The sequence below is a fragment of the Cupriavidus sp. FW305-F7 genome, assembly GCF_058782875.1.
Window position 1 is genome coordinate 1 of the sequence record NZ_JBYSYC010000078.1, and the last position, 21,870, is coordinate 21,870.

The following is a 21,870-nucleotide window of genomic DNA, read 5'->3' on the forward strand; positions in this document are numbered from 1 at the left end:
GAAGTAGCGCAGCCGCTGCTGATTGATTTCACGCATGTCGAATCATCCACTTGGCCAATGACAGACTCACACCATACAACTGGCGCGGCAGCGTACTGACCTGGCCGAGGCTGTGCCCGCTTGCGCGTAGGAATACGAGTTGGATGGCTGCCCCGGCGCGCCGATCGTGCCGAAAGCGCTCATTGAGCGCCGCGACGTCGCTGTCGGTCAGAGCGAAATATCGCTCCACATCGAATTCCGACGGCCGAATCGGCAATCGGTCACTTCCCACATAGCGAAATGCCAAGCCCGGCATCCCTTACCCCTAACGAGATGGCGCGATCCGAATCGCGGGCGGATATGTTACGCCCTCCTCTCATTCGCTGCGGCCAACAGGTGTGGGCTTGTCGGAAAGCGTTGTGGATAAAGGCTTTCGGGGAAACCGCCAGATTTTGCACGAAAAGTACGATTACCCCGTGATGGAGTTCAGTCTGGGCCCCGGAAGTTCGCCGCCTCCCCCACCCGGCCTTTGTACGAGGCTGGCGGCTGGGAGAGGAGAAGCAGCAGCCTTCACCAATAAGATACTTTTTTGTAACTTAAATTAGCAATCGATACTTTATATCTCGTCAAGGCCTTCCGCCTTGACGAAAGAGCGTTAGTTTTCCGGCTCAGGCCTTGTCCCCCCTAGCCTTGCGGGTCATGATCAATTAAGATACATAAATGTAACTAAAGTAGCGAGAATATGGCCTCCTGGGAATTCTACGGACGGATGGGAACGCTGGAGACGCTGGATCGGATCGTTCATGGTCCAAACTGGTTCTTCTGCCGCATCCAAGGCCGACGACGCATTGGCAAGACAACCCTCCTGCGTGAGCTATCCAAGAGCGAACCGTCGCTAATAGCCCGGATGGTCTACATGCAGATACCAGACTCAGACGAGCGAGATGTGGCGGCTGGGTTCCGTCGGGCGCTGGAAGACTGCGAATCCGAGATCGCAAATGCACTGGCCCCGCAAGTCACTGACTTCGCCTCGATGGCAGGCGTGATTGGCGATCTATGCCGCCGCGGCCTGATCGTCGTGTTGGACGAATTCCAATATTTCACGGCGACAAGGCTCTACGCCTTCAACTCATTCCTGCAGGCGCAAGTGGACCAGCTGCGCGATACGCAAGGGGGCGGGCTGTTTGTCCTTGGCTCCCTGCAGTCGGAAATGAGCGCGCTCCTCGACGACAAGGGTGCGCCACTCTTTGGGCGGCTCACAGCGACTATCGATCTGCAGCACTGGGATTTCGAGGACCTGATCGAGGTGTACCGCGCCCACGATATCCGCGATCCGCACCATTGGCTCACGCTCTGGGGCTTCTTTGAGGGCGTTCCCAAGTTCTACCGGGACGCGTATGACCAAGGCCTGTTTCAGGTGGATTCCCGGTTTCAGGAAGCCTTGCTCGAGCGGATGTTCCTTCGCGAAGGCAGCCCTCTGGCCGAAGAAGCAGACACATCCTTCCTCCGTGAGGTGAAGGGCAGACTGCTCTCAGTCCTAAATTTCCTCGCGGAACATCCGGGCTCGAGCCACGGGCAACTGGTCGGCACACTGCTGCGGGATGAAGACGAAGCGTCGTTGAAGGTCACAGTCAAGCGCTTGGTCGAGAATTACCATATGGTCGACAAACGCCACCCGGTGTTTTCGGAGAGCAAGAGCCGCAACGCCCGCTATTACATCACCGACAACTTTCTGCAGGCTTGGCTGTCGGTCGTGAAGCCGGCGCGGGACGCATCCCGCATCCGCCCGCTTTCGAAGGCGATCGATCTGACGCTCCCTCGGCTGCACGGGCACGAGGGATACGCGTTCGAGAAGCTGATTCGTCAGTTGCACGTAGAGTGTTCGCGAAAGGGCGTGGGCGACTTCTCGCTGACCTCCATCGAACTGGGTTACTGGAATCGGCCGCGAGACGAACAGAACGCGATCGAGATCGACATCGTCGCACTTGACGAGGACGCCCGGCATATCCGCTTCGGCTCGTGCAAACGCAGTGCGACCAAGCACATCCGGTCCTCGCTTTCCGAATTTGAGCGACACATCGAGCGATTCATGTCGACAAAGGAGGGGCGCCGGGTGAATGGGTGGACGTTGACCAAGGCGCTGTTCTCGCCTGTTTTTTCAGACGAAGAGGCTCGGGCGCTGACGGCCGCTGGCTACCAGTGCCTGGACTTGCCAGCGTACGTCAGGATGCTAACGTCTTCTCGGTCAGTGTGATGCACTGGCCGGCGGAAGCTTCGGCACCCTTCTCCGGGCCGACCCTCTTGATGCATGGCAGGAGCGCCGCGCCACGCTGCCCATCGCCTGGCCGTCGGCTGCTCGAAGCTTGCATGCCGAACTTTCTGAATTGCGTTCACCTGCAGACAGGCCTCAGTTTATCCGCCGATCATAAACTCAACTACGCGCGCGCCGGCGCGCGACAGCCGGCGCGACATTTCGAGTACACGGATTGTGTTCGAAATCGCCGCAGCATCGACTTGCTGAATCATGGCAGCAACGCCCTTCGCGTCAATCTCGGTGCCGTGTGCCATCAGCGCACCATAGAGCGAGACAAGTTCGTTGGCATCCCGTGCCTTCCGCGCCAGCAGTGCTTCGCTAAAGCCCGTGCGGACATCCACTTCCATCATCAGATCTGCAAACTGAGCTGGGCCGATCGCCTTGAAAATTAGGTCGCGTGTGCGCCTGGGTATCCCATCCGGCGGTAGCGCGTCAAATGCCGAGAGGTGCAGAGCGCCATCCCTGCCGATTGTCACGCGGCCGGCTTCGCGAGCCTCTTCCAGCGCTGCGACGCCGGCCTTCAGGTTCTCAGTCAATCGATCAAGAAAGGGCTCCGCTGTAGCTGGTAGACCTAATAACGATAGGTGTCGGCCTCGCTCGGACTCCCAATCTGACGGCGGAATCAGCATCTGGTCGCGTTCACGAAAGGACAGACTGTGGTTAATCCACAGGGACCCGCGGCGCAGATCTTTGCGCAAGCGCGTGATCGCGGCGGCTTCCAGAGCGCGCAGTGCCCGCTTGCGATCGTCGCAGTCAACCAAGGCGCGCCACTTGGCGCTCATCGGCACTCCGTGGTCAATTGGCAACTCTGTCGCGCCACTATCGTGCAGCCTGGCGATAAGCCTGAGTTTCTGCAGGCTTGGTTCCGTGTCCCGACCCGACAGCTCTAGTTCACATAGGGGTGAAAGAAGACTACGGATGCGCCGGTGATCATCAGCCAGCGTCACTCGCACGCTGGCTGCATGGCTAGCGCGAGGCTCTTCCGGTAGCTCCCCAAGCAGTGTCCCAATCTCTGCAAGTCGGACTTCTGCCGGGCGCGTGTTGTCACAAACGAGCGCTTTGATCGCGATCAGTTGTTGTCGATATTCAACCGCAGAGCGAGCCTGTTTCGTTGTGGTCTTGTTGTAGGCGTGCCGAACCAGATCGGAAACGCGGCGTCCTATTTGATAGAGCAGCGAATCGGTCAACTCGAGCAGCGTCACGCGAAGGAAAAATACCAGCTCAAGAGTGCGCGTCGACCCCTTGAGTTCGCGGGTCTTCACCGGTCGGCGAGCCTGAATCCGCTGTCCCCAGGCACGCTGCTTATCGATCGGCACGGTGTCCAGCGTCCATGTGTGGACCCCGATCTCCTGGAGAAACCGAATCTTCTCCTGCGTTTCCGTGAGCGTCGTCACACTGTGTCGGGCCGGCGGCGTCTTGAGCCAGTCGAGAACGGTCATGCCTGCGGTATCGTGTTGGCTCGATAGTGCTGCGTCGGCGCGCCTCAGTTGCGTCTCAGGGACGGTCCCCTCGATCAGGGCAAGCGTGTTGCGCTCGATCTCAGCCCAGACCGATCGCCCGAGATGCCGCAACGTCCGGTCGGCAGGAATCAGAATCCTTCGCTCGTACTGCCAGTAGTTCGCGTGCTGAAGGAGTTCCTCAAGCGTGAGCGATTCCTTGGCATCCTGGCGCATCCATACTTCGAGTTCTGCCCACTGATCCGGCCTGATCGACTTCAAGCCCAGATACCCGCAGGCCCAAATCAGGTGGTCATTGAGTGTCTTGTAACGGCGATATAGGGTCCGGAGCGATGCGATCATTGGCGTCGGCAAACCGAGCCGCTGGCCGATGTGGTGGAGCAACTGGCGCGGCAGCGTACTGACCTGGCCTGCGCGTAGGAATACGAGTTGGATGGCTGCCCCGGCGCGCCGATCGTGCCGAAAGCGCTCATTGAGCGCCGCGACGTCGCTGTCGGTCAGAGCGAAATATCGCTCCACATCGAATTCCGACGGCCGAATCGGCAATCGGTCACTCCCCACATAGCGAAATGCCAAGCCCGGCATCCCTTACCCCTAACGAGATGGCGCGATCCGAATCGCGGGCGGATATGTTACGCCCTCCTCTCATTCGCTGCGGCCAACAGGTGTGGGCTTGTCGGAAAGCCTTGTCGACAAAGGCTTTCGGGGAAACCGCCAGATTTTGCAAGAAAAGTACGATTACCCCTACAACATAAACCATTTCGTTACTGTCGTCCGTTATATCAACGAAACAATGCTGGTCACTTACAATGCAGTTAAAATCGTTGACAGACTCAACTAACGGACACCCTCGCCAATGAGCGCAACAAAACGAAGTTCTGCTGCCGCGCCGCGGATCATTACCGACCTGCTTTCCTCACGTCTGCACAACCTGGCCGGCCTCTCTGCCGCAAGCGCATCGTTGCGCGTGCAGCGCAAATTCGGCCTGACACTGCTGGAATGGCGATCGATCGGCATGCTGGGCGCGCACGCACCGCTTTCGCTAAAGGAACTCGCACGCCGCGCCGCATTGGACAAAAGCTACGCCAGCCGCACCGTATCCGGGCTGATCGAGCGCGGGTTGGTCGTCAGCGAGCGTAGCGACACCGATGCACGCGCGGTGCTGCTGAGTCTGACCAAGGCTGGCGATGCGCTTTACCGACAGGTGATCGTCGACGCCAATGCGCGTAACGAGCGGCTCCTGAAACCGCTAAGCCCCGAGCAGCGCAAACAGTTGATTGAAATGCTGTCAATGCTCACCATCAGTGCGCGCGAAGTGCTGGACGAAGAGCGGCGGGCCGCGGCGGGCGAGGCCGTCGACGAAACAGAAAGCCCTGCGCAGGCGGCTGACGCCGCCATGGAACCGGGTGGCGACACCGAGCTCGACCTTGCCGAAATCCGCTCGCTGGTGTCGCGCCTCAACCGGCTGGTAGGCGACTCAGGCGGCGCGTAAAGCGGTCCGCAACGGGTTCAGCCCGCTGCGCAACACCCGGCTGTGCAACACACGGCCGAGCACGGCTTCGCATTGCTGCGCGGCTTTCAGCATGCCGTCCAGATCGATGCCCGTCCGGACGCCCATCGCATCGAGCAACGCCACCCAGTCTTCCGTGCAGACGTTTCCGGTATGCCCGCCGCCGTACTGCACCTTGGCCGGGTGACCGCCAACGCCGCCCATCGCGCAATCGAAGTGGGTCACCCCGGCTTCCAGGGCGGCAACATAGTTGACCAGGCCCGTGCCGCGAGTGTCATGGAAGTGCGCAATTGGGGTAATGTCCGGGAAGTCCCTTCGCATGGCGCGGAACAATGCCCGCACAGTTTCTGGCGTGGCCATGCCGGTCGTGTCGCCGAGCGTGACAAGCCCCACCCCCGCATCGCGAAACTGCCCCACATCGCGCAGGACCTGCTGGGGGTCGACATGGCCTTCGAACGGGCATCCGAACGCGACCGAGATGGTACCTACCATGCGGAAGCGCCCGCGCGCCGCCTCTGCCATGGCGCGAATGTTCTGCCATTGCTCGTCCCTGCTGCGCTTGAGGTTGCGCTCGGAGTGCGACGACGACGCAGACACGAGCAGGCTCACCTCCGTGGCACCGAAACCGGCGTCAAGGTCCGCCAGCGCGCGCTGCACGGCGTGGCCGTTGGCACAGGTCGCCTTGTACATCACGCCATCGCGCCGTGGCAGCGCGCGCAGCAGCTCGGTGGCATCGGCAAACTGCGGCACGACCTTTGGATTCGAATACGATGTAGCTTCCACGCGAGGAAAGCCGACGGCCGCAAAGCGATCGACGAGCGCCACTTTCGTTTCGGTGGGCACGAAAGCGGGCTCATGCTGCAGCCCGTCGCGGGCAAAGCATTCACACAGAACGACTTCGGCAGTCATGGATGTCTCCGGAACGGGGCTCATTGGCCCGACAAGTGGAACAGCGCGATGGCATGCTCGCGCAGCTTGTTCTTCTGGACCTTGCCGCTGGCGGTCATGCCGATTCGCTCGAAGTCGGTCACGATATCGGCGTACCGTGGCGTCCGAAAGTTCGCCATGCGCGGCCTGGCCCAGGCCAGCAGCGCTTCGGCGTCGAGCGTCATGCCAGGCTTGAGCGTGACAAATGCGGCCGGCACTTCGCCGAGGCGCGTGTCGGGCACACCCACCACCTGGGCCGACGCCACTGCCGGATGGGACAACAGCACTTGCTCCACCTCGGCGGGCGCTACGTTCTCCCCACCGACACGGAACACGTCCTTCAACCGGCCAACCAGCCGCAGGCGTCCATCCTTGCGCAATGCCCCGAGATCGCCGGTGCGCAGCCAGCCGTCCGCCGTGAATACCCTGGCGTTAGCGTCGGGCTGCTTGTAGTAGCCCCGCATCACTCCCCAGCCCGTGACCTGAATCTCCCCGACCTTGTCGTCGCCACAGACGGCGCCCGACGCCTCGTCGACGATTCGCACGACTACGCCATCATGCGGGAGGGCGAACCCACCCACCCGCAGCGCTACATCATCGCGCCAGTCATTGATGACGACATTCGGCGACGCCTCCGACAAGCCATAAGCCCAGCAGATCTGGTCGATACCCATCTCGTCGATGATGCGCTGCATCGTGTCAGGGCCTGCCGCTGCCCACCCACCACGCAGATGCAATCGCGAGCGCTCGAACGAGGGGTGCGCCATCAGCATCTGGAACAGGGTCTCGTTACCCGAAATCAATGTGCAACGTTCTTTCTCCAGCATCTCCAGCGCAGCGCCGGCATCGAATGTGGGCAGCGTGGCGATGCTCGCACCTGCACACAGCGCGCAAAGGAGCGACAGCGTGGAGCCGGCCACATGAAAGAACGGGCGGCAGTTGAAATAGCAATCCGAAGGCTCGATGCCAAGCCGCTGGCCTACGGCCGCGGCATTGCGCAACATGTTGTCGTGCGTGAGCATCACGCCCTTGGGATGCGCCGTCGTCCCGGACGTGAACTGGATCAGCAGCAGATCCTCCGGCGTGACGGCACGCATGGCGTCGGCGAGCGCATCGTCGGGCAGCGCATCGCCCGCGGCAAGAAAAGCTTCCCAGTCAAGGCCCGCACGCGGCACATCGTTGCCCACGACCACCACATCGCGGAGCAATGGCAGCGCACTCCCCGGCAGCGCATGATCGACATCGGGCTCCGCCTCGCGCAGGAACGCCATGAAGTCGATCTTCAGGAATCGGTCGGCCAGGATCAGCAAGCGCACGTCGGATTGGCGAAGGCAATACGCGATCTCCGCAGCTTTGAAGCGGGTGTTGACGGGCACGGTCACGGCGCCGATCAGTGCGGCGCCGTAGAAGCTCGCCACCCAATGCTCGTCGTTACCGCACAGCAGGGCAACGAAATCTCCGCGCTTCACGCCGCGCGCCAGCAGCGCCTTGGCGACGCGGCGCGACTGCGCCTCCAGTTCGCGCCACGTGGCCGCCCCGTCTGGCGTGACCAGCGCACGTCGCGACCCACCCAGGCTGGCCTGCTGCGCCAGCACCGCGGCAAATGTGCGAGGTTCCCATGTCATATTTTGCCTCCAAATGCACCGATTCCCGCACGCCAGTCAGAACGGGCCAGGTTCTCTTCGATTGCAAGAAGCTCCTCGGCCAACGCACCACGTGGGCCCAGCTCGATGCCGCGATCGATGCAGCGTTTGGCGAGGCGCATGCTCAGCGGCGGCGCCTTGGCGACGCTTGCCGCCATGGCTGCCACCTCGGCCTCCAGGCTGTCAGGCGCCACAATGCGCGTGACGAGCCCAACGTCCTGCGCTTCGGCCGCCGTCAAACGCCGCCCGGTGAACATCATGTCCTTGGCCAGCCGCTTGCCGACTATCCGCGCCAGGCGCTGGGTCGCGCCCACGGTGCCCCACTGCGCCTCCGGCGTCCAGAACGTGGCATCGGGCGTGGCCACGGCAACGTCGCAGGCCGCGGCAATTTCCACGCCAGAACCTGCCGCCGGGCCCGCCACAACGGCGATCACCGGCATCGGCAGGCTTTCCAGCGCTTCGTAGGCAAAGAATCCACGCATGCGGCGGGCCAGCACCTGCGCTTCATCCATCGTCTTGCGTTCCTTGAGGTCGGCGCCGGCGCAGAACACCGGACCGGCAGCGCGCACCAGCACGACGCGCACGTCGGGATCGACGGCGGCCGCCGTGGCTGCGGCCTGCAAACCCTCGCACATGGCCAGGTTCAGCGCATTACGGCTATCCGGTCGGTTCAGCGTGATGGTGGCAACGCCGCCTTCGACCGCGTATAGCACGGCAGGCTGTGTGCCCGTTTCGTTCGATTCAGTCATGGTTATCTCGATACGCGTTGGATTGCTACACCTTAGATCGCCTTGGCTTCGTGCAGCGCCTTCACGCGTTGCGCGTCCATGCCCAGCCGGTCGCGCAGCACGTCGTCCGTATGCTCGCCAAGCAGCGGCGGCCGCCCCACCTCGGGGTTGTCCCAGCCGTCGAAGCGCAGCGGTACCGGTAGCGCGGGAAACTGGCCGATGACCGGATGGTCGAAGTGCGCGACCATGCCGCGCGCCTGCACATGAGGATCGGACAGGACTTCGTCCACCGACTTGATCGGGCCGGCGGGCACACCAGCGATGTCCATGGCATCGCACAGCGTGTCGCGATCGCACGCCGCGATGGCCTCAGTCAGCCGCTGCATCACTTCATCGCGCCGGCGCACACGGCCTGCGTTAGTCTGAAGTTCAGGATCCGCGCCCCAGGTCTCAAGTTTCAGCACCTGGCAGAGCAGCGCCCAGTGCTGGTCGCTCGCCGTAATATGGAGCCAGCGGCCACACGCGGCCTGGAAGCTCGCCGATGGCACGCGCCCGGGGTGCTCCGTGCCCATGCGCGGCGGTACTTCGTGCAGCGCGAACCAGCGCGCCGCCGCCAGCGTGAGCAGGCTGACCTGTGCGTCGAACATCGAAAGATCGATGTGACAGCCCTGCCCTGACGCACTGCGACCCTGCAGCGCCGAGAGCACGGCGATGGCGGCCCAGAGGCCGGACGTCAGATCGGCCACCGGCAAGCCGGGCTTGACCGGCCCGCCATCGCGTTCGCCGGTCAGGCTCATAAGCCCGCCCATCGCCTGGAACACGGTGTCGTAGCCCTTGCGCGGTGCGTAGGGACCGGTCTGCCCAAATCCGGTACAGGACAGATAGACCAGCTTCGGGTTAATCTCCCGCAGCGTCTGGGGGCCCAGTCCATAGCGCTTCAGCGTGCCGACCGGGAAGTTCTCGATCACCACATCGACGTTTGCTGCCAGATCTCGTACGATCTGCTGCCCCGCTTCGCTGCGCAGGTTGACGGTGATCGATTGCTTGCTGCGATTGAACGCCATGTAGTAGGCGCTTTCGCTGCCGCCGTTGGCCTCCACGCGCGGTTCGAAGCTGCGCGTCTCGTCACCGCTGCCTGGCTGCTCGACCTTGATCACCGTGGCACCGAGTTCCGCAAGGATCATTGATGCAAACGGGCAGGCCAGCACTCTCGACAGATCGAGAATCGTGATATGTTCAAGTGGCTTGCTCATGGCGCGCTACCGTTCCGTCCGCACGAAACTGCGCATGCGTTTGTTGGCTTCGCGTCCGATCTCCAGACCGCGCGCCAGCGGCAGGTCCACCACTTCGTGGAACGTCTGCTTGGTGGTGGCCATGGCGGCACGGCTGACATCCGCCAGACGGCTGGCCAGCGCCATGGTCTCATCCATCAACACATGGTCGTCATGCGCGGCGTTGACCATGCCCAGCTCGACCGCGCGTTCCGCTTCGATCGATTCACCGGTGGCCACCATGTAAAAGGCCGCCTTGCGGCCAATCTGTCGTGTCAGGTTCGGCAGCACGATGGCAGCCACGATGCCGTGCTTCACTTCCGGATAGCCAATACGCGCCGAACGCGCGGCCAGCGCCAGATCGCATGCAATGGCCAGCCCGGCACCGCCGCCCATGGCAAAACCGTTGATTGCGGCAATCACGGGCTTGCTCATGCGCGATACGCTGAGGTGCAGTTGCATCGTCAGCTCGGCACGCTCTTCCACGCGCGACATCTGGTCCGGGGTCAGGTCCTTGAACTCCGTGATGTCGGCGCCGGCGCAGAACGCCGGACCGTTGCCCGTGAGCACCACCACATGCACGCCCTCGTCGGCCTCGGCCGCCGCCAGCGCATCCACCAGCCCACGTGTCAGTGCATTGTTCAGCGCATTGCGTTTTTCCGGACGGTTCATGCGCAACACGCGCACGTGGCCGACGTTTTCAATCTGCAGTTCGGTCATCATCTCTCACCTCTACTTGAATTGATTTGCCATGCGTGCCATCGCTTCGCGCGTCTCTGCCGCAATGCGCTCGACCAACACGGCGGCCGGCTCCAGTGCATCGACCAGCGCGGCACTCTGCCCCGCTTCGACCTTGCCCTGGTCGACATCGCCATCCAATGCGGCCATCTTCAGCGAACGGCTGCCGAACAGCGCCTCAAGCGCCTCGCGCGGCTGGCCAGCCCGTTCCGCGGCTTCGTATGCATCGGTGAACGCATTGCGCACCGCGCGGATGGGCAAGCCCCGCCAGCCCACGAGCGTGGTGTCGCCCACTCCGGCTGCCAGCACCTTCTGCTTGTACGCATCATGCAGCGAGGCCTCGGGCGTCAGCAGGAAGCGCGTACCCATCTGCACGGCATCGGCACCCAGGCAAAGCATGGCCGCGACGCCCGCGCCATCGGCAACCCCGCCCCCGGCAATGATCGGCAGGTCGACGGAACGCGCGATCAATCGCACCAGCACCAGGGTGCTCGTGCCGCTGGGTGGCGGATGTCCGCCTGCCTCGCCGCCCACCACGACCAGGCCATCGACACCGGCGGCCGCTGCCTTGCGCGCGTGGTCGGGATGCGCCACCACGTGAAGCCACTTGACCCCGGCCGCCTGAAAGCGGCCAATGTGTTCGCGCGGACTGCCCTGCGATGCGATCAGGACCGGGACGGCTTCGTCGAGCACGATCTGCAGATGCTCGGCAGCCCGCTTGTTGTACAGCGCCACGTTGACCGCGAACGGCGCATCCGTGATTTCGCGGACTTCGCGGATCGCACGCCTCAGGTCATCGGGTCGCATCGGGCCAGCCGCAATGACCCCCAACCCCCCGGCCTTCGACACCGCCCCCGCCAGGTGCGAACTTGACGATGCCCAACTCATGCCCGCCTGGACGATGGGGTAGCGGATCCCGAGCAACTCGGTAATTCGCGTCTTGATGCTCATGTTCTGGTTCCTCTGCAAAGCGATTACTCCGCGGTGATGCCGGCGGCCTTGATGACCGGCCCCCATCGCCGCTGCTCGGACTTGATCAGCGCGCGATAGCCGTCCGGCGTGCTGGACTGTGCGATGCCGCCCTGGTCGGCGAACTTTTCCACAACGTCAGGGGTACGCAATGCGCCGGTGACGGCATCGACAATTTTGCGGGCGACGTCTTCAGGCAACCCGCGCGGCGCGACAACACCGTACGCGCCTGCGGCGAGCACGTTCGGCAAGCCGGCTTCGGCCGCTGTCGGTACGTCCGGCAATGCCGCGAGCCGTTTTGTATCGGTCACCATCAGCGCACGGAGCTTGCCGCCCTTGATCAGGTGCGCCACGGCTGGGACTTCGGCGATAAACATGTCCACCTGTCCGCCCATCAGGTCCTGCGCGGCGGGCGCGCCTCCCTTGTAAGGTACGTGGCGCAGACGAATGCCGGCTTCGCGCTGGAACAACGCGCCGACTACATGGGTGCTGCTGCCCACGCCAGCCGACGCCACGGTGAATTTCTCTGGCTCGCGTTTGGCAGCAGCCAGCAAATCGGCTACCGATTTGAATGGAGAGTTGGCATTGACGACCAGCAGATTGGGGGTGGAGACCACCGTGCTCAGATAGGTCACATCCTTGAGCGGGTCGAATGGCATCTTCGGCGAGATGAACGGTGCGTAGACCATGGCGCCCGTACCGGCCATGCCGAGCGTATAGCCGTCAGCCGTGGCGCGGGTGACGACCGAGATCCCGACGAGCCCCCCGGCGCCGGGCCGGTTCTCCACCACGATCGGCTGTCCGATCCGGGTGCCCATGGATTTGGCGAGCGTTCGCGCCATCACGTCGGCTGGTCCGCCAGCCGCGAACGGGACGACCAGAACGATCGGCCGGTCGGGATAGGCCGCTTCTACCTGGCTGCTGACCACCAGCGCAGCAGCCATCCATAACGTGTACTTCATCAGGCGCAACATCATGTCTCCTTTGTGAAGCGCTTCAACATCTGTGGACATTGTATTTTATATGGTTGCTGTTGTCCACTATATATTTGTACGGGCGAGGCCGGGCGCATGTGGCGCCGGACGGAGGTACCAGCCCCGTCAGGGCTTCATCGTGTACTCGGCCCCCGCATCCTGCTGCATGCTTTCGAGATCGCGCCCTCTCGAGCGGTTCAGGATGAAGTCGGCGCAGCGCTCGCCGATCATGATGGCCGTTGCGTTGGTGTTGCCGCTCACAAGCGCCGGCATCACAGAGGCGTCCGCAACCCGCAGGTTGGTCATGCCGCGCACGCGCAATTGCGGATCGACTACTGCCATGTCATCGGTGCCCATGCGGCAGCTTCCAGCCGGATGAAACACGGTCTTCGAAACTTTGCGAATGTGATCCTCGATGTCGGCGTCACTGATGTCGTCGGCTGAACTGGGCATCAGTTCTTCCGCAATGACGTCGCGCAGCGCTGGCGCGCGCAGGATCTTGCGGCTGATCCTGACGCCGCGAATCATTGTTTCCATATCGTACGGGTCGCTATAGAAACGCGGATCGAGCAACGCAGGAGCAAGCGGGTCTTTCGAGGCAAGCCGCACCGTTCCGCGCGACTTCGGCCGCACGACGCACGGTCCGATGGTGATGCCATGGCCATCGAGTGGCTTGCGGTCCACATCACCGACAAGCGTCGGTGTGGTGTGAATCTGAATATCGGGGCGGCCGCTACCACTCGTGTCGATGAATGCGCCGCTCTCGATTACGTTTGAACTTAATAGACCTGAGCGCGAGAACACGTATCGCAGGCCATGCATAAGCGCGCGCAGGCCCTTGTCATGGCCTAGCAGACTAACCGGATAACGGGCGCGCCCGTAGACAGGCGCAGTCAGGTGATCCTGGAAGTTCTCACCCACGCCTTTCAGATCATGAACAACGGCAATGCCGTGTTCGCGCAGGTGCGCCTCCGGGCCGATGCCGGAGAGCATCAAGAGCTTGGGACTCGCCGCGCCGCCCGCGCAGAGGATCACTTCCTCGCGGCACGCAAGATGTTCCGTTTCGCCGCTCGCGTGGCGCAGCATCACACCCGACGCACGACGTCCTTCACACGTGATTCCCAGCACATCCGCTGCGGTCACAAGCCGCAGGCCCGCGTCATGCTTCACCATCTTCAGGTAGGTCGCCGCGCTGCTGCCCCGACGCCCGTCGAACGTGGTGGTCTGAAACATGCCGGCGCCCTCCTGATGCTCACCGTTGAAGTCGTCGGTGAAGGGCACGCCGGCTTGCGTCGCGGCCTCGACGAAGGCGCGCGAGAACGGATGCACGTGGCGGGCGTCGCTTACCTTCAACGGCCCCGCCGTGCCGTGCAGCGGCCCACCGAGTCGCGCGTTGGCTTCGCTCTTCACGAAATACGGCAGCACGTCGCGCCAGGCCCATCCGCGCGCGCCCTGCGCCTCCCAGTCATCGAAGTCGAGTTGCTGGCCGCGAATGTAGATCATCGCGTTCACTGAACTGCCGCCGCCGAGCGTTCGGCCCTGCGGGATATACATCTCGCGATTGTTCACGTTCGCCTGACGCTCAGTCTTGTACATCCACATGCGACGCGTACCATGCACTTTGAAGAACGCCGCAGGAATGTGGATGAAAGGGTGATTGTCCGCTGGTCCCGACTCGATCAGCGCAACGCGCTTGCCCGCCTGTACCAGCCGCGCCGTGACTGTGCATCCGGCGGAGCCGCCACCCACAACGATATAGTCGATTGCTTCCATGGTCTTGTCTGTTACGTGGACTAGTCAGGCCGGACGCGAGAGCGGTACTTCGTCGGAACGAACGCGCAGTGCAAGCAACGCCGCGATCAGGGCGCTTGCGCCGATGATGAGCAGGCCCAGCGAATAACTTCCCGTATGCTCCTTCACGTAGCCCATCAGGTACGGCGCGCCGAAACCGGCAAGACTGCCGATGGTATTGATCAGCGCGATGCCGGCCGCCGCGCCGGTGCCCTTGAGAAACATGGGCGGTAGCGACCAGAACGGCGGCAGCGACGCGAAGGTTCCACATGCTGCCAGAGCCAGGCCAATCATTTTCGTCGTCACGTGATCGGCCTCTGCTGCAATGAAGAAACCCATCACCGCCACCAGCAGCGGCATGATGAGATGCATCTTGCGCTCGCCTGCGCGGTCGGACTTGCGACCCCACACTATCATCGCCAATGCGCCCGCGGCGAACGGCAGCGCGGTGATCAACCCGGTCTCCATCTTGCTGAAGCCAAACTCGGACACGATCAGCGGCAGGAAGAATACGCATCCATAGCTGCACCCAATCAAGGCGACATTGATAAGACTCATAAGCCACACGCGCGGATGCCGGAACGCGGCCATGATTTCGCCGCGTCCGTGCGAATCGACATGTTCGACATCGCGCGCCAGACGCGAAATGAGCCATTTTCGTTCCGGGTCGCTGAGCCAGTTCGCCTTCGCCGGTGTATCGGTCAGGAAGAAGAAGCAGAAGAACGAGAAGAGCACGGCAGGCGCGGCTTCGATGATGAACACCCACTGCCAGCCTGCAAGCCCGCCGATACCGTCCATGTAGAGAATCGATGCCGACAGCGGCGCACCAATGACAATGGACAACGGAATCGCGACGAGAAAGTAGCCGAAGGCACGCGCCCGATACGTCGACGGAAACCAGAAGGAGATGTAGAAGATCAGCCCCGGGAACAAGCCAGCTTCCGCCATACCCAGAAGAATTCGCAGCACAAATAGCGACTTCGCACCTACCGCGAAGGCCATGGCGCCCGAAAGCAGGCCCCACGTCAGCATGATGCGCGAGATCCACAGGCGTGCACCCAGCTTCGACATGAAGATGTTTGATGGAATCTCGCAAGCCACATAGCCGAGAAAGAAGATGCCGGCGGCGAGTCCATAGTCCGTCGGTGAAAGTCCGAGATCGCGATTCATCGCGATGGCAGCAACTGCGAGATTGCTGCGGTCGATATACGAAATCAAATAGCAGAAGATCAGCACGGGCATCAGCCGATACATCACCCGCCGCATGACCTGTTGTTCGAGGTCCATAGTCGTGTCTCCGATACTTTTTTAGTCGTGTTGTGCGAGCCCAGGCATAGCGAACGGGCCGCCGGCCATGTCAATTCAGATGTCGAGTTGCGAGACGTACTTCAGATTGAGATACGCGTCGATGGCTTCCGCGCCGCCCTCGCTACCGTAGCCGCTGTCCTTCACGCCGCCGAACGGCACTTCCGGGAACGCGATGGCGATCTGATTGATCGTCAACATGCCCGTTTCGACTTCCGCCGCGATCCGATGGGCTTGCTTCGCCGATCGCGTGTACGCGAACGCGCAAAGGCCGTAGGGCAAGCGGTTCGCTTCGGCGATCATTTCGTCAAGCGAATCGAATGCATTGACGACCGCGATCGGGCCGAACGGCTCTTCGGTCATGATGCGCGCGCGCTTCGGCGCATCGGCGATAACGGTGGGTGCGAAGAAATAGCCCCGCCCACCGATGCGCTTGCCACCCATGCGCAACGTACCGCCGCACGACAACGCATCCTCGACGAGGCTTTGCATCGCGCGCAAACGCCGTTGATTGGCGAGCGGTCCCATCGCCACGCCGTCGGCGAGGCCGTCGCCGACCGGCACCTTCGACATCGCCGCAACGAGCATCTCGATGAATGGTTCATACACCTCGCGCGCGACAAGAAAGCGCGTCGGCGACGTGCATACCTGACCCGCGTTGCGCAGCTTGAACGCGCCGAGTTGCGCTGCGGCCGCCTCGATATCGGCGTCTTCGCAGACCAGCACGGGACCGTGGCCGCCGAGCTCCATCGTCGCTTTCTTCATGTGACGGCCGGCCAGTTCCGCGAGATGCTTTCCCACCGGCGTCGAGCCAGTGAATGAAATCTTGCGGATCGTCGGATGCGGCACGAGGTATTCCGAGATTTCAGCCGGCACGCCATAGACGAGATTGATGACCCCGCGCGGCACGCCCGCATCTGCGAATGCCCGAATCAGCGCGGCAGGCGCGGCAGGCGTTTCCTCTGGCGCCTTGACGATGATCGAGCAGCCCGCCGCGAGCGCAGCCGAGAGCTTCCTCACGACCTGATTGATGGGGAAGTTCCACGGCGAGAATGCCGCGACTGGACCCACCGGTTCCTTCATCACCAACTGATATGAGCCGGGAATGCGCGACGGCACCATGCGCCCGTACGCGCGCCGCCCTTCGTCTGCGAACCAGTCGATGAGATCGGCTGCGGACATCGCTTCGCCTTTCGCTTCAGCGAGCGGCTTGCCTTGTTCGAGCGTCATCACGCGTGCGATGCCTTCAGCGCGCTCGCGCAAGAGATTTGCCGCGCGGCGCATGGTGTTCGCACGCTCGTACGCGCTCACGCGCTTCCACGTTTCGAAACCCGCTTGCGCGGCGGCGACGGCCGCGTCGAGATCGGAGATCTCCGCCTTCGCGACCTTGCCGATCACTTCTTCCGTTGCAGGATTTACCACGTCGATGGTGCGCGCCGATGCGCCCGCCTTCCATTCGCCGTCGATATAGAGTTGAACGTCTTCGTACATGGGACTGCCTCTCCTTTGATTCATCGATGCTCATTGCGCAATTGGCGACCTCTCGAACACTGGACTCGCGGTCGCAACGACGTCGTGGTCCGCTTTGGGGGCTTCGGCGTGGCAAAACGGAGCGAGTGCGCGTCGGCGCCTGCACGCGCGCACGGGCGATGTGGCGGTGGCGAGTCGAGCCGCGCAGAGGTTGCCGACAGGGCCGTCGCTGCGCGTTGCGAGGCCCGTCCACGTATGGAGCAGGGATCGCAAGCCCGGCCTTCGAGCCAGGCCGACGCCCGTATCGACGCCCCGGCGCCGCCGAACGTGTCGAAGTGGCCGTCAGCCGGGCCGGACCGATTGTCACCGGGCTACCATCAGCACGGCAGCCATCCACAGCACGTACTTCATCAGGCACAAAATCCTGTCTTCCCTCCGCTTCGACGTTAGTGGACACAGTATTTCATATAGTTTATCTTGTCAACTATATCGTTGAGAGACGATGCCGGCGCGGGCGGCACGGGGCCGAGGAGTTGTTACCAGCCACGAAGCAGAAGGCAGTTCGTCGCCTTTCGAACGGAATGGAGGCGGTAATGAGACGCGAGTTGGTCACGCGGGCCGGGAAAGGAAGAAGACTCGTCAAACGGGGTCTTTCTCTATCTGGCCAGGCACAGCCAGTTTTCGGTGCTTGGGTCGGCACGCATTTCTGGGAAGTTTGCAGGGTGGCTTTAAGCTATCGCGACCTAAACGCTATCCCCACGCCGGTGGCAGCGCGCGGTGGATGATCGACTGTGAGAGTGGCAAGCCGTCCGCCACAAGCGGGTGGCCGTTGGACCGGGGAAGCAGCCCTTGGCGCAGTGCCTGTCCGAACGGCTGTTGAGGGTCCGGGAAGAGACGTAAGTCCGCTTGGGCGTCGAATGACCGCGGTGGGTCGCGAAGCGACGAGCAAAGTTGGTTGACAGAAGCAACGAGCGATCAGGAAACGATCCGGTAAGAAGCCGAACCCATTTACAGTAATGGCCTGATCTCAAAGGCCTGATGAATGCTATGTCGGGGTGCCTTGCCAATAAACGTCTTTGGTGCCACGGCGAGATTCGAACTCGCACAGCTTTCGCCACCACCCCCTCAAGAGAGCGTGTGTTGGCAACCTTGATTGCGAAAGCAATTCCCACCAGCTGGCCCTTGCGCTGCCCTGCTGCAGCGCAGGGGCCATCGCACTACGGCAGCACAGGCGGCGAATACTGCAAGGTGCCGGCCAGGGCCCACAGTAAGAGCAGTACCAGTGGCGTGTGAGTAAGAAACTGCGCGAACGTGAAGCCCACGAGGTCGCGGGCCTTCAGACCGAGGATGCCGAGCAGCGGCAGCATCCAGAACGGGTTGATCAGGTTCGGCAGCGCCTCCGCGGCGTTGTAGATCTGTACGACCCAACCGAGGTGGACATGGAGGTCATTGGCGGCTTGCATTACGTACGGCGCCTCGATGATCCACTTACCTCCACCGGATGGCACGAAGAATCCAAGGACTGACGAATAGACGCCCATCATCAGCGGATAGCTTCCGCCCGATGAGATGTCGACAAACATCGTTGAAAGATGGTGCGACAGCGAGGCACCGTCCGGGCCCTGCGCCGTAGAAGTCAGTATGCTGGCAATAGCGCCGTAGAGTGGAAACTGAATCAGCACGCCCGCGGTAGCCGGCACCGCCCTCGCCACCGCATCGAGGAAGCTGCGCGGCCGCCAGTGCAGCAGCATGCCGACCAGCAAGAAGATCAGGTTATAGGTATTGAGGCCGGAAATCGCCACCAGCAACGGCTTGCCGGATAGCTCATGCCACACCCAACCCGTCCCCAGCGCCACGAGCGCGATCGTCAGCATCGGGCTGTGCTCTAACCACTCGCCGGAGCGCCTGCAGACCGGAGTGGAAAACTCAGCTGGCTCGATGACGACACCCAGTTCGGCCGCAGTCTTGGCGCGCGACGCGCCCGGCGCGGTCCAGTATGCGATCAGCGTTGAGACCACGAGCAATACCCCCGTCACTACCAGGCTCTGCCACAGAAAGATGGTCTCGCTGAACGGAATCACCCCCGGTGATCTGCAGCAGGCTCGGGGGAATGCTTGCCGGGTTCGCCTGCAGTTGCGCCGCCGACGAGCTGAGTCCCATCGCCCACGTCGCGCCGATGCCGAGATATGCCGCCGCGCCGGCAGCGCGATAGTCCATACGCAGCTCTGTGCGACGCGCCAAGGCCTTAGCCAGCAACCCGGCAAAGATGAGGCTGATGGCCCAGTGGAGAAGCGACGCTGATGAACGCCACGTAGGCAACGGCCGAGCGCCCATTGCGCGGCAACTGCGCCGCATGCTCGACGAGCCGCGCCATCGGCGGAGAACTGGCGATGACATAGCCTGTGATGGCGACCATCACCATCTGCATCGTGAATGGGATCAGGCTCCAAAAGCCGCTGCCAAACGCAACCGACACTGCACCGGGCGACGCGCCGATCGCCATCGCCCCTAACGCGACGGCCACCACCGTCAGGCCGACGAATACGTAGGCGTCCGGATACCACTTCTCGCACCAAGCAGTCACTCGCAGCGCGAGCCGTTCGAGTGCCGGCGTGTCAAGCGCGGCGCTGCCGGCCAGGCCGCCACCCGGGTGCATCTCCTGCGGCACAGGTGTAGCTGGAGCGATCTTCTCTTGTCGTGACATGACTGCACCTCCTTTCGTCTATGCTTGCTGGCCGGCCGCCATCCCGGCGTCCGGTTTCCGCAGCCCCATGCCGAGCGACTGCTCCAGCAAGGCGTGATCGTCCTTTTGATGCAGATTGATACGGTGACCATCCGGAAAGCCGCTCCTTGCTAGGCTTTCCGACCTCCCTTGTGTCGAGCGGTCGACTCTTTCTCAAGTCGTTGATTCTCAAGTAATTCGGCGGCGCGACCGTATCAATTTTCTGCAAAAGGACGATTGCCCCATACTGGTGGCTCGCCGTTTCACGTGGCAATTACTTTGACTCGTGGAATCTGCCGCCATGCTTGCAATTGTTGCCTGGATCACTTGCTCCTTCGCGGTTGGACTTTTTGCCAACGCCTTGGGACGCTCCGGCGCCACATGGACTATCTTCTCGTTGATCCTGAGCCCGTCGCTTGCGCTGATAGCCGTCGCCGTGCTGGACAGGAAGTGGACCAGGTCGGCTCGCGTAATGACTGCCATCGCGCCTGCAGCGGTGTCGGTGCCCGTATAGGCCAGCCAGTAGGACCCTATCGGGATCATCGTAGACCCCACGAGGCGCGTGGTGCGGCCGGCTGGAAGCCGCCCGCACTTACTTCAGCGTCTTCAACCGGTTGATCGCCGCACGCGCGCCTTCGGTACCGGGATACTTGGCCACTACCTGTTCCAGCGTTTTGCGCGCGGCCGCCTTCTGCCCGGACTCGAGCTGATTATTGGCAACCGCGATCATTGCGTCCGGCACCTTGGGATGCGTCGGGTTGGCATTGATCATTTTGTGCAGCACCCACGTGGACCCCTTATAGTCGCGCTGCGCGTAGAGCGAGTTGCCGAGCCAGTACTGCGCCAGCGGCAGGTAGGGGCTCTGCGGATACTTCTTGATAAACGACGAGAACGAATTCCCGGCGCTCTTGAAGTCGCCCGCCTGGAAATGCTTGAGCGCGGCGTCGTATTCGGGCTTCTCGCCCGGCGGCGACGTGCCCTGGCGGTCTTCGACCGAAGCGTGCTGGGGCTCGAACTTCTTCAGGCGCGCATCCAGGTCGGCGTAATAGTCCTTCTGCTGCTTCTGCAGCGTCGCTACCGTGTTCTGCAGCACTTCGTTCTGGCCGCGTAGTCGCGCAAGTTCCTGGCGTAGACCTTCGAGCTGGTTCTGCAGGTCGAGCGTAGTGCGGCTATTCTGCTCAATGCGCTGGGTCGCCGTCGCCTGGAAGCTGTTGAACTGGTCGCGCAGGTTGATGACCGTTTTGCGCGCCTGCTCATCGTCGAACACTCCGGCGTGCGCCTGCGTGAGGGGCAGCATACCGCCGCTCGCCATGGCGGCGAGCCACAACAGGGTGGAAACGTGTACTTTCATAAATGGGTCGTCGTGGGTCGTGTCGGTTAGCCGTCGTCAGATCGCTGTTGGTCTGCGGGCCAAATGCATCGGCGGCCCCTATCCTACCCGGAAAAACTCAACGCTCTGCCCCGCATTGACCGCGCGCTTGAGCCATGACGGCATCTCGCCCTGCCCGTCCCAGGTGAGCCCTTCCGCGTTGCGGTAGCAGACCACCGGCGCCGGCGGTGCGGCCGGTGGCGGCGGTGGGGGCGGCGGTGGCGCGAAGCACCCCGCCGCGTCGAGCTCTTCGAGGGTGAGCCCGTAGTCGTCCATCTGCGCCTGGATCCAGCGGATCGCGTCCGCCCGCTCAGTTTTTGCTGTCATCGCTGCCGTCACTGCTGTCGTTGCCTTCGTCCTGGTTGTTAGGCAGCGCCGCCGCCCCCGGCTCGTTGCCCGGCTCTTCCCCTTGGGCTTCCTGCGCAGTGGCCGCCGAACTTCCGGCCTGCCGAGTTTGCTTGTCAGAATGGGGGCGGACCGGCCGCGCCCGCCGACCTGTCGTTCAGTACAAGAGATCGATTAGGAAACGCTCAGGCTTCTTGCCAATCCACGCGGGAGCCCGACCGCGCCCCGACCAGGTCTGGCCCGTCTTCGGGTTGCGGTACCTCGGACGCGGCGCGGCCTTCGTCGGAACAGCGCGGGCAGCGGGCTCAACACTGGGCTTGCCCGCAATGTCCTCAATGCTGAGGTCGTACTCCTGCAT

At 62.7% G+C, this 21,870-nt stretch carries 15 protein-coding genes and 3 pseudogenes; 2 read left to right on the plus strand and 16 right to left on the minus strand.

What is annotated here, in order from left to right; translation table 11 throughout:
* Nucleotides 1-76: 76 nt before the first annotated feature.
* Nucleotides 77-295: pseudogene (locus tag AC3WL8_RS38000) on the minus strand (DUF4158 domain-containing protein); the annotation flags it as partial.
* Between the two features lie 426 nt (nt 296-721).
* Between AC3WL8_RS38000 and AC3WL8_RS38005 the strand changes: the two are divergent.
* The gene (locus AC3WL8_RS38005) at nt 722-2,233 is read left to right on the plus strand and encodes an ATP-binding protein (protein ID WP_492380087.1); all 1,512 of its coding nucleotides are present in this window, start codon (nt 722-724) and stop codon (nt 2,231-2,233) included.
* A gap of 173 nt (nt 2,234-2,406) precedes the next feature.
* Here AC3WL8_RS38005 and AC3WL8_RS38010 read toward each other — a convergent pair.
* A pseudogene (locus tag AC3WL8_RS38010) lies at nt 2,407-4,335 on the minus strand (DUF4158 domain-containing protein); the annotation flags it as partial.
* 271 nt (nt 4,336-4,606) lie between these two features.
* Here AC3WL8_RS38010 and AC3WL8_RS38015 point away from each other — a divergent pair.
* Nucleotides 4,607-5,242 (plus strand): MarR family winged helix-turn-helix transcriptional regulator, encoded by a 636-nt coding sequence (locus AC3WL8_RS38015; protein ID WP_492380088.1) that lies wholly within the window; start codon nt 4,607-4,609, stop codon nt 5,240-5,242.
* Here AC3WL8_RS38015 and AC3WL8_RS38020 read toward each other — a convergent pair.
* From AC3WL8_RS38020 to AC3WL8_RS38085, 14 genes and pseudogenes are all read right to left on the minus strand, one after another.
* The gene (locus tag AC3WL8_RS38020; protein ID WP_492380089.1) at nt 5,228-6,169 is read right to left on the minus strand and encodes a hydroxymethylglutaryl-CoA lyase; all 942 of its coding nucleotides are present in this window, start codon (nt 6,167-6,169) and stop codon (nt 5,228-5,230) included. The genes AC3WL8_RS38015 and AC3WL8_RS38020 overlap by 15 nt on opposite strands.
* Before the next feature lie 20 nt (nt 6,170-6,189).
* The gene (locus AC3WL8_RS38025) at nt 6,190-7,812 is read right to left on the minus strand and encodes an AMP-binding protein (protein WP_492380090.1); all 1,623 of its coding nucleotides are present in this window, start codon (nt 7,810-7,812) and stop codon (nt 6,190-6,192) included.
* Entirely contained in the window at nt 7,809-8,579 is a 771-nt protein-coding gene (locus tag AC3WL8_RS38030; RefSeq protein ID WP_492380091.1) for an enoyl-CoA hydratase/isomerase family protein, read from the minus strand. Before AC3WL8_RS38030 ends, AC3WL8_RS38025 begins: the two co-directional genes overlap by 4 nt.
* Before the next feature lie 32 nt (nt 8,580-8,611).
* Nucleotides 8,612-9,811, minus strand: coding sequence for a CaiB/BaiF CoA transferase family protein (locus AC3WL8_RS38035; RefSeq protein ID WP_492380092.1), 1,200 nt, complete (start codon nt 9,809-9,811; stop codon nt 8,612-8,614).
* A 6-nt stretch (nt 9,812-9,817) separates the two neighbouring features.
* A complete protein-coding gene (locus AC3WL8_RS38040) occupies nt 9,818-10,552 on the minus strand; it encodes an enoyl-CoA hydratase/isomerase family protein (RefSeq protein WP_492380093.1) in 735 nt (244 codons plus the stop codon).
* A gap of 9 nt (nt 10,553-10,561) precedes the next feature.
* Nucleotides 10,562-11,518, minus strand: a complete 957-nt coding sequence (locus AC3WL8_RS38045; protein ID WP_492380094.1) for an NAD(P)H-dependent flavin oxidoreductase — start codon at nt 11,516-11,518, stop codon at nt 10,562-10,564.
* Nucleotides 11,519-11,541: 23 nt separating this feature from the next.
* Nucleotides 11,542-12,513, minus strand: a complete 972-nt coding sequence (locus AC3WL8_RS38050) for a Bug family tripartite tricarboxylate transporter substrate binding protein (RefSeq protein WP_492380095.1) — start codon at nt 12,511-12,513, stop codon at nt 11,542-11,544.
* Between the two features lie 123 nt (nt 12,514-12,636).
* Complete coding sequence (locus tag AC3WL8_RS38055; protein ID WP_492380096.1) at nt 12,637-14,283, minus strand: GMC family oxidoreductase; 1,647 nt, start codon at nt 14,281-14,283, stop codon at nt 12,637-12,639.
* A gap of 24 nt (nt 14,284-14,307) precedes the next feature.
* The gene (locus AC3WL8_RS38060; protein WP_492380097.1) at nt 14,308-15,588 is read right to left on the minus strand and encodes an MFS transporter; all 1,281 of its coding nucleotides are present in this window, start codon (nt 15,586-15,588) and stop codon (nt 14,308-14,310) included.
* A gap of 75 nt (nt 15,589-15,663) precedes the next feature.
* Nucleotides 15,664-17,097 carry an NAD-dependent succinate-semialdehyde dehydrogenase gene (locus tag AC3WL8_RS38065; protein ID WP_492380098.1) on the minus strand — a complete coding sequence of 478 codons (1,434 nt, stop codon included), beginning with the start codon at nt 17,095-17,097 and terminating at the stop codon, nt 15,664-15,666.
* 1,196 nt (nt 17,098-18,293) lie between these two features.
* Nucleotides 18,294-19,732 (minus strand): annotated as a pseudogene (locus tag AC3WL8_RS38070) (short-chain fatty acid transporter).
* 658 nt (nt 19,733-20,390) lie between these two features.
* Nucleotides 20,391-21,149, minus strand: a complete 759-nt coding sequence (gene ybgF, locus AC3WL8_RS38075; RefSeq protein ID WP_492380099.1) for a tol-pal system protein YbgF — start codon at nt 21,147-21,149, stop codon at nt 20,391-20,393.
* A gap of 78 nt (nt 21,150-21,227) precedes the next feature.
* Complete coding sequence (locus tag AC3WL8_RS38080) at nt 21,228-21,494, minus strand: H-NS histone family protein (protein WP_042876636.1); 267 nt, start codon at nt 21,492-21,494, stop codon at nt 21,228-21,230.
* A gap of 175 nt (nt 21,495-21,669) precedes the next feature.
* Nucleotides 21,670-21,870, minus strand: a 201-nt coding sequence (locus tag AC3WL8_RS38085) for an H-NS histone family protein (RefSeq protein WP_492380100.1), incomplete at its 5' end; no start/stop codon positions are given.